This window comes from Kitasatospora sp. NPDC001095, assembly GCF_053598615.1.
In genome coordinates, this window is record NZ_JBSFKQ010000093.1 from 1 (window position 1) to 12,533 (window position 12,533).

The 12,533-nt window shown below is 75.7% G+C and carries 1 protein-coding gene; it reads right to left on the minus strand.

Translation table 11 applies throughout. From position 1 onward, the window contains the following. A partial coding sequence (locus ACWDBB_RS35535) for a type I polyketide synthase (RefSeq protein WP_449793538.1) occupies positions 1 to 12,533 on the minus strand: 12,533 nt, incomplete at both ends.

A 12,533-nucleotide genomic window follows, 5' to 3' on the forward strand; every position in this document is an offset into this window, starting at 1 on the left:
GCGTCGTCCAGCGACAGGACACCCGCGACGTGCGCGGCCACCAGCTCACCGATCGAGTGGCCCACCAGGAAGTCCGGACGGACCCCCCAGCTCTCGAAGAGCCGGAACAGCGCCACCTCGACCGCGAACAGCGCGACCTGGGTGAACTCCGTCCGGGCGAGAACCGAAGCGTCCTCGCCGAACACGGCGTCACGCAGGGGAAGTTCGACCCGAGCGCAGACCGCGTCGAAGGCGTCCGCGAACACCGGACAGGCCTCGTACAGCTCACGCCCCATGCCCGGACGCTGGCTGCCCTGCCCGGTGAAGAGGAACGCCGACTTCCCGCCGGCCTCGCCCCGGGTGAGGCCCGGCAGGGAGCCGCCCTCGGCGAGTTCTCCGAGCCCGCGCAGCACCGCCGCGCGGTCCGCACCGCTGAGCACCGCGCGGTACTCGTGGGCGGCGCGCCCGGTCGCCAGCGAGTACGCGGCGTCGAGCAGCGTGACCTCCGGGTGGCCGGCCAGGTGGGACTGCAGGCGGCCGGCCTGCCGGCGCAGGGCCGACTCGGACCGGGCGGACAGCACCACCGGCAGGACCGGCGGCTCGACGGCGGCCCGGTCCTGCCCGGCTTCGGCCACCGGCTGGACGCCTTCCAGGATGACGTGGGCGTTGGTGCCGCTGAACCCGAAGGAGGAGACGCCCGCGCGGCGCGGGGCGCCGGTCTGCGGCCAGTTCCGCGACTCCGTGAGCAGCTCGACGGCGCCCGCCGACCAGTCGACGTGCGGGGTGGGCTCGTCGACGTGCAGGGTGCGCGGCAGCACGCCCTCCCGGATCGCCATCACCATCTTGATCACACCGCCGACACCGGCCGCCGCCTGGGTGTGGCCGATGTTGGACTTCAGCGAGCCGAGCCACAGCGGGTCCCCGCCGCGCTCCTGCCCGTAGGTGGCGAGCAGGGCCTGGGCCTCGATCGGATCGCCGAGCACCGTGCCGGTGCCGTGCGCCTCGACCGCGTCGACCTCGCCGGCCGACAGTCCGGCACTGGCCAGCGCCGCGCGGATCACCCGCTGCTGCGCGGGGCCGTTCGGGGCGGTCAGGCCGTTGCTGGCACCGTCCTGGTTGATCGCGCTGCCGCGCACCACGGCCAGCACGGGGTGCCCGAGGCGCTCGGCGTCCGACAGCCGCTCCAGCAGCAGCACACCGGCGCCCTCGCCCCAGCCCGTACCGTCCGCGGCGCCCGCGAAGGACTTGCAGCGGCCGTCGGCGGCGAGGCCGCGCTGGCGGCTGAACTCCAGGAAGGCCCCCGGCAGCGACATCACGGTGACACCGCCGGCCAGGGCCAGCGCGCACTCGCCGCTGCGCAGCGCCTGCACGGCGAGGTGCAGGGCGACCAGCGAGGAGGAGCAGGCGGTGTCCACCGTCACCGCCGGGCCCTCGAGCCCGAAGGTGTACGCCAGCCGGCCCGAGACCACGGCGGCCGCGTTGCCGGTGCCGAGGAAGCCGTCGGCCTCCTGCGGCGCGCCGAGCAGCAGGGTCGCGTAGTCCTGGCCGTTGGAGCCGACGAACACGCCCGCCTGGCTGCCCTTCAGCGTGGCCGGGTCGATGCCGGCCCGCTCGAAGGCCTCCCAGGAGGTCTCCAGCAGCAGGCGCTGCTGCGGGTCCATCGCCACCGCCTCGCGCGGCGAGATGCCGAAGAACGCCGGGTCGAAGCGGTCCGCGTCGTGGACGAAGCCGCCGTGGCGGGCGTAGGAGGTGCCCGGGTGCTCCGGGTCCGGGTGGTACAGGGCGTCCAGGTCCCAGCCGCGGTCGGTCGGCATCTCGCCGACCGCGTCGGTGCCGGAGAGCACCAGCTGCCACAGCTCCTCGGGGGTGCGGACACCGCCCGGGTAGCGGCAGGCCATCGCGACGATCGCGATCGGGTCGTCCTGCGTCCCGGCGCCGTCGCCGGCGGCCGGACGGACGGCGGGCAGGGCCGACCGCGGCTCGGCGCCGACGAGTTCGGTCCGCAGGTGCTCGGCCAGGGCGAGCGGCGTCGGGTGGTCGAAGACCAGGGTCGCGGGCAGCCGCAGGCCGCTGGTCTCGGTGAGCCGGTTGCGCAGCTCGACCGCGGTCAGCGAGTCGAAGCCCAGCTCCTTGAACGCCCGGTCCTCCTCGACCCGGGTGGCCGAGGCGTGGCCGAGGACGGCGGCGGCCTCGGTCCGCACCAGGTCCAGCAGGTACTGGCGGCGCTCACCCTCGGCGAGGCCGAGCAGGTGGGTGCGCAGGGTGCCCGCGGCGTCGGTGGCGGCCGGACGGGAGCCGGCGGCCAGCGCCTCGCCCGCCTCGGCGATCCGGTCAAGCAGTGGGCGCGGACGGGTGGCGGCGAAGGCCGGCGCGAAGCGCGCCCAGTCGACGTCGGCCACGGTGAGCGCCGGCTCGTCCGAGCCGACCGCACCGGCCAGCGCGGCGATCGCCAGGTCGGGCGCGATCGGCGCCAGGCCGCGGCGGCGCAGCTGCTCGCCCGCCTCGCCGTCGGCCATGCCGCCGTCGGCCCAGGGGCCCCAGGCGACGGCCGTGGCGGCCAGGCCGCGGGCACGCCGCTGCTCGGCCAGGGCGTCCAGGTAGGCGTTGCCCGCCGCGTAGGCGCACTGGCCCGCGCTGCCCCAGGTGCCGGCGATCGAGGAGAACAGGACGAAGGCGTCCAGTTCGGTGTCGCCGAGCAGCTCGTCCAGGTGCGCCGCACCGGCCACCTTGGCGGCCACCACCGCGGAGAACTCCGCGAGGCCGGTGGCGGCCAGCGGGGTGGTCTGGCCGACGCCCGCGGTGTGCACGACCGCGTCGACGGGGTGCTCGGCGAGCAGTGCCTCGACGGCCGTACGGTCGGCGACGTCGCAGGCGGCGACCGTCACCCGGGCGCCGAGGCCCTCCAGCTCCGCGCGCAGTTCGGCCGCCCCCGGGGCGTCCGGGCCGCGACGGCTGGTCAGCACCAGGTGCTCGGCGCCGTGCTCGGCCAGCCAGCGGGCGACCCGGGCGCCCAGGGCGCCGGTGCCGCCGGTGACCAGGACGGTGCCGCGCGGGTTCCAGCCCGCGCCCTCGGCGCGCTCGGCCCGGACGAGCCGGCGCACGAACACGCCCGAGGCGCGCACCGCCAGCTGGTCCTCGTCGGCCGGAGCGGCCAGGACGGCGGCCAGCCGGCCCTGCGCCCGCTCGTCCAGCACCTCGGGCAGGTCGAGCAGACCGCCCCAGAGCGCGGGGTGCTCCAGCGCCGCCACCCGGCCGAGGCCCCAGACCTGGGCCTGCGCCGCGTCGCGCAGCCGGTCGGCGCGGCCGACCGAGACCGCGCCCGAGGTGGCGAGCCACAGCGGGGCGGTGAGCTCGGCGTCGGCGAGCGCCTGGATCAGGACCAGCGCCGACTCCGCGCTCGGCGCGAGCGCCAGCACACCGGCAGGGGCGGACGGCAGCTGCGCCACCAGGGCGGCCGCCTCCTCCCGCGACCGGGTGCCCGGCTCCAGTCGGTGCACCGCGGCGCCGTGGGCGGTCAGCGCCCGCTCGGCCGCCTCGACCAGGTCTGGGGCGGCGTCGCCGGGCACCAGTACCCAGGTGCCGGACAGCGTCGCGGCTGCCGTCGCGGCGGCCGTCGGCTGCCAGGTGACGCGGTAGCGCCAGCCGTCCACCGTGCGGTCGTCGCGGTTGCGGCGGCGCCAGGAGGACAGCAGCGGCAGCAGGGGCAGCAGGTCGTCCTGCGGCCCGGTGCCGTCGACCGCGAGCGTCGCGGCCAGCGCCGCCACGTCCTCGCGCTCCACGGCTGACCAGAACTCGCTCTCGGCTCCGGAGAGTTCGGCGCGCTCGGTGCCCGCCTGCGGGGCCGCCGGGAGCGGCTCCGGCCAGTAGGCGTCCGGCTGGAAGGCGTACGTCGGCAGGGCGACCCGGTGGGCGCCGGTGCCGGCGAAGACCGCCTCCCAGTCGGGCCGGACGCCGCCCGTGTGCGCGGCGGCCAGGGCGGTGGCGACGGTCCGCGCCTCCGGACGGCCGGCGCGCAGCGCGGTGGTGAACCGGGCCCGGGTGGACTCGCCCAGGCACTCCTGCGCCATCGCGGTGAGGACGCCGTCGGGGCCCAGCTCCAGGTACGTGGTGACGCCCTGGGCCTCCAGGGTGCGCATCCCGTCGAGGAAGCGGACGGCCTCGCGGACGTGGCGCACCCAGTACTCGGGCGAGCACAGCTCCTCGGCGGTGGCCAGTTCACCGGTGACGTTGGAGACCACGGCGATCTGCGGCGCCGCGTAGGTCAGGCCCTCGGCGACGGCACGGAACTCCGCCAGCATGCCGTCCATCAGCGGGGAGTGGAAGGCGTGCGAGACGCTCAGTCGCTTGGTCTTCTCGAACTTCCCGGCGATCGCGAGGACTTCGGACTCCTCGCCCGAAACCACCACGGAGGTCGGACCGTTGACGGCCGCGATGCTCACCTGAGCGGTCAGCAGAGGCAGGACGTCCGCCTCGGCGGCCTTCACCGCCACCATCGCGCCGCCCTCCGGCAGCGCCTGCATCAGCCGACCACGCGCCGCCACCAGGGCCACCGCGTCGTCCAGCGACAACACCCCGGAGACGTGCGCGGCCACCAGCTCGCCGATCGAGTGACCGGCCAGGACGTCCGGACGGACCCCCCAGCTCTCGTACAGCCGGAACAGCGCCACCTCGACCGCGAACAGCGCCACCTGGGTGAACTCCGTCCGGGCGAGAACCGCGGCGTCCTCACCGAACACGGCTTCGCGCAGCGGCAGTTCGACCCGCGCGCAGACCGCGTCGAAGGCCTCGGCGAACACCGGGTACGCCTCGTACAGCTCCCGGCCCATGCCAGGACGCTGGCTGCCCTGCCCCGTGAAGAGCACGGCGGACCTGCCGCCCCGGGCGCGGCCGCGCACCAGGTTGGGCGCGGTACGGCCCTCGGCCAGCGCCGCCAGCCCGTCGCGCAGTTCGGCGGCGTCGGCGCCGACCAGCACGGCCCGGTGCTCGTGGGCGGCCCGGGTGGTCGCCAGCGCGTAGCCGACGGACGCGGCGGTGTCGCCGTGGTCGGCGAGGTGCCGCTGGAGACGGGCGGCCTGGTCGCGCAGGCTCTGCTCACTGCGGGCCGACAGCGGCCACAGCAGCGTCCGCGGTTCGGCGCCGGCCGGGGTGGCCGGCTGGGCCGCGGGCGCGGCCGGCTCGGCCGGGGCCTGCTCCAGGACGGTGTGGGCGTTGGTGCCGCTGACGCCGAAGGAGGAGACGGCCGCACGGCGCGGACGCCCGGTCTCCGGCCAGGGCCGGGCCTCGGTCAGCAGCTCGATCGCTCCGGCCGACCAGTCGACCTCGGGCGACGGCTCGTCCACGTGGAGGGTCTTGGGCAGCACCCCGTGCCGCATCGCCATGACCATCTTGATCACGCCGCCGACACCGGCCGCCGCCTGGGCGTGGCCGATGTTGGACTTCAACGACCCCAGCCACAGCGGCTGGTCGTCGTCGCGGCCCCGGCCGTAGGTGGCCAGCAGGGCCTGGGCCTCGATCGGGTCGCCGAGCACCGTGCCGGTGCCGTGCGCCTCGACGGCGTCCACCTCGTCGGCGGTCAGCCGGGCGGCCGCCAGGGCCTGGCGGATGACGCGCTGCTGGGCCGGGCCGTTGGGGGCGGTGAGCCCGTTGCTGGCACCGTCCTGGTTGATCGCGCTGCCGCGCACCACCGCGAGAACCGGGTGCCCGTTGCGGCGGGCGTCGGACAGCCGCTCCAGCAGGAGCAGGCCCGCGCCCTCCGCCCAACCGGTGCCGTCGGCGCAGGCCGCGAAGGGCTTGCAGCGGCCGTCGGGCGCGAGGCCCTGCTGACGGCTGAACTCGACGAACAGGCCGGGGGTGGCCATCACGGTGGCGCCGCCGGCCAGGGCCAGCGAGCACTCGCCGTTGCGCAGCGCCTGGGCGGCCAGGTGCAGGGCCACCAGCGAGGACGAGCACGCGGTGTCGACGGTCACCGCCGGGCCTTCAAGGCCGAAGGTGTAGGCGACGCGCCCGGACACCACGCTGGTCGAGGCACCGGTGAGCAGGTGACCCTCCAGCGCGGAGCCGGCCAGGATGTTGGTGTAGCCCTGGTAGGCCGCCCCGACGAACACGCCGGTCGAACTGCCGCGCAGCGCGCCCGGATCGATCCCGGCCCGCTCGAACGCCTCCCACGAGGCCTCCAGCAGCAGCCGCTGCTGCGGGTCCATGGCGAGCGCCTCGCGCGGCGAGATCCCGAAGAAGCCCGCGTCGAACTCGCCCGCGCCGAGCAGGAACCCGCCCTCGCGGACGTAGCTGGTGCCGCTCTTGGTCCGGTCCTGGTCGTACAGGGCCTCGGTGTCCCAACCGCGGTCGGCCGGGAACGGGCTGATGGCGTCGCCGCCCTCCGCGACCAGCTGCCACAGCTGCTCCGGGCTGCGCACCCCGCCGGGGAAGCGGCAGCTCATCGCCACGATGACGACCGGGTCGTCGTCGGCGGCGGCCGGGACGGGCAGCGGCGCCTGCACCGCGGGCTCCTCGCCCGCGAGTTCGGCCCGCAGGTACTCGGCCAGCGCCGCCGGGCTCGGGTGGTCGAAGACCAGGGTGGCCGGCAGCCGCAGGCCGGTGACCGCGTTGAGACGGTTGCGCAGCTCGACCGCGGTCAGCGAGTCGAAGCCGAGCTCCTTGAACGCCCGGTCCGCGTCCACCTGTTCGGCGGTGGCGTGCCCGAGCGCGGTGGCCGCGTGGCCGCGGACCAGGTCGGTCAGCAGCCGCAGCTGCTCGGCGGTGGCGAGCCCGGACAGCTTGCGGGCCAGGCCGGACTTGGCCTCGCCGGCGCTGACGGCGGCCGCGGTACGGCGGCTCTTCGGCCGGACCAGCGCGCGCAGCAGCGGCGGCACGGTGCCCGCGCCGACCTGCTGGCGGATGGTGGCGAGGTCGAGCCTGGCGGGCATCAGCTGGGCCTCGTCGGTGCCCAGCGCCGCGTCGAACAGGGCGAGGCCGTCCTCGGAGGACAGCGCCCGCATGCCCGAGCGCGACATGCGCGTCACGTCGGCCTCGTCCAGGTGGCCGGTCATGCCGCTGCGCTCGGCCCAGAAGCCCCAGGTCAGGGCGTGGGCGGGCAGGCCCAGCGCGCGGCGGTGATGGGCCAGCGCGTCGAGCAGCACGTTGGCCGCCGCGTAGTTGCCCTGTCCGGCGCCGCCGAAGGTGCCGGCGGCGGCGGAGAAGAGCACGAAGGCGGCGAGGTCGCTGCCGGCGGTGAGCTCGTGCAGGTTGAGCGCACCGTCCACCTTGGGCCGGAGCACCTCCGTGACGCGCTCGGGGGTGAGCGCCGACACCACGCCGTCGTCCAGGACGCCGGCGGTGTGCACCACGGCGGTCAGCGGGTGCGCCGCCGGGACGGCGGCCAGCACCGCGGCCAGCGCGGCCCGGTCGGCGACATCACAGGACGCCAGGGTGACCTCGGCTCCCGACTCGCCCAGCTCGCGGGCGAGTTCACGCCCGGCCTCGGACTCGGCGGCCCGACGGCCGGTGAGCACCAGGTGCCGGATGCCGTACCGGGTCACCAGGTGGCGGGCCAGCAGCCCGCCGAGGGTGCCGGTGCCGCCGGTGATCAGGACGGTGCCGTCCCGGTCCGGGAGCGGCGGCATGGTCAGCACCAGCTTGCCGGTGTGCCGGGCCTGGCTGAGGAAGCGGAACGCCTCCGGCGCCTGCCGGACGTCCCAGGTCGCGATCGGCAGCAGCCGCAGCTCACCGCGCTCGAACAGGGCGACGATCTCCCGCAGCATCTCGCGGATCCGGTCCCGACCGGCCTCGACCAGGTCGAACGCCTGGTAGCGCACGCCCTCGTGGTCGGCCGCGACCACCTGCGGGTCCCGCTTGTCGGTCTTGCCCATCTCCAGGAAGCGCCCGCCGCGCGGCAGCAGCCGCAGCGAGGCGTCGACGAACTCGCCCGACAGGGAGTCCAGCACGACGTCCATGCCGGCGCCGTCGGTGGCCGCCAGGAACGCGCCCTCGAAGTCGAGGGTGCGGGAGTTGGCGATGTGCGCGTCGTCCAGTCCCGAGGCCCGCAGGGTCTCCCACTTGCCGGGGCTCGCCGTACCGAACACCTCGGCACCCAGGTGCCGGGCCAGCTGCACCGCGGCCATCCCGACACCACCGGCGGCGGCGTGCACCAGCACCCGCTCACCCGCCCGCAGACCGCCCACGTCCACCAGGCCGTAGTAGGCGGTCAGGAACACCACCGGCACGGAGGCGGCCTGAACGAAGGTCCAGCCCTCCGGGATCCGGGCCAGCAGGCGGTGGTCGACCACCGAGTACGGCGCGAACGAGCCGGAGAACAGACCCATCACCCGGTCGCCCGGGGCCAGGTCTGTCACCTCGGCGCCGACCTCCAGGACGACACCCGCGCCCTCGTTCCCCATGACCTGCTGGTCGGGGACCATGCCCAGGGCGAGCACGACGTCACGGAAGTTGAGGCCGGAGGCGCGCAGCGCGACCCGCACCTCCCGGGCGCCGAGCGGGCGGAACTCCTCCGGGCAGGGCGCCAGGACGAGGTTCTCCAGGGTCCCCTCGGCCGTGACGTCCAGCCGCCAGGCCGGGTGCCCCACCGGGGGAACGAGCCGACCCGCGGAGCCCGGACGGGCCAGCCGGGGCGCGCGGACCGCACCGGCCCGCACGGCCAGCTGCGGCTCGTCGGTGGCGAGCGCGGCGAGCACGGCCGCGGCGGCGCCGTTCGCGTCCGCCGCCTCGGCATCGAGGCCGAGGTCGAGCAGGACGAAGCGGCCCGGGTTCTCCGACTGCGCGGAGCGGATCAGGCCCCACACCGGGGCGTACGCCAGGTCGGTGACGTCCTCGCCGGTGGCGGTGGCGACGGCACCACTGGTCACGAACACCAGCCGGGACTCGGCGAACCGGTCCTCGGCCAGCCAGGCCTGGGCGGCGGCCAGCGCCCCCAGCACGGCCGCGTGCGCGGCCTCGGCGGCCGGGAACGCGCCCGACCCGTCACCGGTCACACCGGCGGCCCGGCCGAGCGGCAGGAACACCAGTTCGGGGACGTCCTGCGCCCCGGCCAGCTCCGGCAGACCGGCGAAGATCCGCGCGGAGCCGGCCAGGTCGCGCAGGACGGACGGCAGCCCGGCCGCGTCCGAAGCGACCAGCGCACGGCTCACGGCGGCGCCGTCGACCGGCTCCGACCCGAGCAGCGTCCAGTCCAGGCGGAACAGCGCGTCACGCGGGGCACCCTGACCGGCGGCCACGCCATCGGCGGAGACCTCGCGCAGCACCAGCGAGTCGATCGCCACGACCGGCGCACCGGTCTCGTCGACGGCCAGCAGCGTCACCGCGTCCGGTCCGGCGGCCGCGAGGCGCACCCGCACCCGGGCGGCACCGACGGCCGACAGACCGACACCCGACCAGGAGAACGGCAGACGTGCCCGGCCGGTGTCCGCGAGCAGCTCGCCCAGCCCCACCGTGTGCAGCGCCGCGTCGAGCAGCGCCGGGTGCAGGCCGTACCGGCCGGCCTCCGACTGGACCTCCTGCGGCAGTTCGACCTCGGCGAGGACCTCGTCCCCGAGCCGCCAGGCGGCCCGCAGCCCCTGGAAGGCCGGGCCGTAGCCGTAGCCGGCGGCGGCCAGCCGCTCGTAGAAGCCCTCGACCGGCAGCTCGACGGCACCCTCCGGCGGCCAGACGGTCTCGATCCCGGCCGGGGCCTGCGCCTGGTCACCGGAGGCGACCAGACCGGTCGCGTGCCGCAGCCACGGCTCGTCGGCGGCGGCGTCCTGCGGACGGGAGTGCACCGACACCGGGCGGGCGCCCGAACCGTCGGCGGCACCCACCCACACCTGGACGGCCACCGAGCCGCGCTCCGGCAGCACCAGCGGCGCCTCCAGCGTCAGGTCCTCGATCCGGTCGCAGTCGACCTCGTCGCCCGCGCGGAACACCAGCTCGACGAACGCCGTCCCGGGCAGGATCACCGCGCCGCCGACGGCGTGGTCGGCCAGCCACGGGTGGCTCTGCACCGACAGCCGGCCGGTCAGCACCAGGCCCTCGCCCTCGGCGAGCGCCACGGCCGCACCGAGCAGCGGGTGGTCGGCGGACTCCAGGCCCATCGCGGTCGCGTCGCCGATCCAGGAGCCGGACGGCTTCGGCCAGAAGCGCTGCCGCTGGAAGGGGTAGGTGGGCAGGTCGACGCGGCTTGCGGTGTCCTCGAACTGGGCGGCCCAGTCGACGGTCGCGCCGTTGGACCAGGCCTCGGCGAGGGCGGTCAGGAAACGCTCCCGGCCGCCCTGGTCACGGCGCAGGGTTCCCTGGACGCTCGCCTCGGCGTTGGCGGCGTCGATGGCCTCCTGGATGCCGACGGTCAGCACCGGGTGGGCGCTCACCTCGACGAACTGCGAGTGACCCGAGGCGAGGAGGGACTCCACCGTGTTGGCGAACTCGACCGTCTGACGGAGGTTGCGGTACCAGTAGCCGGCGTCCAACGCCGCCGAGTCGATCAGTTCACCGGTGACGGTGGAGTGGAACGGGATCTCCGGCACCCGGGGCGTGACCGGGGCCAGCAGCTCGGCCAGGCGGGCCTCGATGCGCTCGACGTGCGCCGAGTGCGAGGCGTAGTCCACCGCGATCCGACGCGCCCGGACCTCCTGCGCGGCGCAGTGCTCCATCAGCTCGTCCAGGGCGCCGGCATCGCCGGAAACCACCACCGAGCCGGGGCCGTTGACGGCCGCGATCGAGATTCCCTCGCGGCCCTCCAGGAGATCGCGGACACTCTCCACGGGCAGCGGAACGGACACCATCCCGCCCAGCCCGGAGAGCTCGGTGATCGCCTGGCTGCGCAGCGCCACCACCAGCGCCGCGTCCTCCAGGGAGAGCGCGCCGGAGACGGCAGCGGCGGCGATCTCGCCCTGCGAGTGCCCCACCACCGCCGACGGCTCCACGCCGTACGAACGCCACAGCTCGGCGAGCGAGACCATCACGGCGAACAGCACCGGCTGGACCACGTCCACCCGCTCCATCCACCCGCCGTCCTCACCCGCGACGACGTCCAGCAGGTCCCAGTCGACGTGCGGCGCAAGAGCGCTCGCGCACTCCTCCATCCGAGCCCGGAACACCGGCTCGTCCGCCAGCAGCTCCCGGGCCATGCCCAGCCACTGCGAACCCTGACCCGGGAAGACGAATACCGGCCCACCGGCCGTCCGGGCCGTGCCCTGGACCAGCTGAGCCACCTGCTCACCGTCGGCGAGCGCGGCGAGACCGGCGAACAGGTCCCCCTCCTGCGCGCCGACGACCACCGCGCGGTGCTCGAACACCGAACGGGCCGTCGCCAGCGTGCTGGCGACCGCGGCCGGGTCAAGGGACTCCCCGGCGGCCGCGCTCTGCGTGAGGTGCGCCGCCAGGCGGCGGGCCTGGTCGCGCAGCGCGGCCTCGGTGTGCCCGGAGAGCACCCAGGGCAGCGGGCCCGCGGTCCCGTCGGCGATCTCCCGGGCGACCGGGGAGGCCGCGGGCGCCTGCTCGATGATGGTGTGGGCGTTGGTGCCGCTCATGCCGAAGGAGGAGACGGCCGCGCGACGCGGACGGCCGCGCTCCGGCCAGTCCCGGGCCTCGGTCAGCAGCTCGACCGCGCCCGAGGCCCAGTCGACGTGCGGAGTGGGCTCGTCCACGTGCAGGGTCTTGGGCAGCACCCCGTTGCGGATCGCCATGACCATCTTGATCACACCGCCGACGCCGGAGGCGGCCTGGGTGTGGCCGATGTTCGACTTCAACGAGCCGAGCCAGAGCGGCTCTTCGGTGTGCTCCTGGCCGTAGGTGGCGAGCAGCGCCTGGGCCTCGATCGGGTCGCCGAGGGTGGTGCCGGTGCCGTGCGCCTCGACGGCGTCGACCTCGGCGGCGGTCAGCCCGGCGTCGGCCAGGGCCTGCCGGATGACGCGCTGCTGGGCCGGGCCGTTGGGCGCGGTGAGGCCGTTGCTCGCACCGTCCTGGTTGATCGCGCTGCCACGGATCACCGCGAGCACCTGGTGCCCGTTGCGCTCGGCGTCCGACAGGCGCTCCAGCAGCAGCACACCGGCGCCCTCGCCCCAGCCGGTGCCGTCGGCGGCGGCGGCGAAGGCCTTGCAGCGGCCGTCCGAGGCCAGCGCCCGCTGGCGGCTGAACTCCACGAAGGTGCCCGGGGTGGACATCACGACCACACCGCCGGCCAGCGCCATCGAGCACTCACCGCTGCGCAGCGACTGCACGGCGAGGTGCAGGGCGACCAACGAGGAGGAGCACGCGGTGTCCACCGTCACCGCCGGGCCCTCGAGCCCGAAGCTGTAGGCCAGACGCCCGGAGACCACGCTGGCCGCGTTGCTGGTGGCCAGGTAGCCGTCGGTGCCCTGCGGGCTGGCCATCAGCAGGCTCGCGTAGTCCTGGCTGTTGGTGCCGGCGAAGACGCCGGTCCGGGTGCCACGCGCCGCGTCGGGGGCGATGCCGGCGCGCTCGAAGGCCTCCCACGTGGTCTCCAGCAGCAGGCGCTGCTGCGGGTCCATGGCGAGGGCCTCGCGCGGGTTGATACCGAAGAAGCCGGGGTCGAACTCGCCGACGCCGTC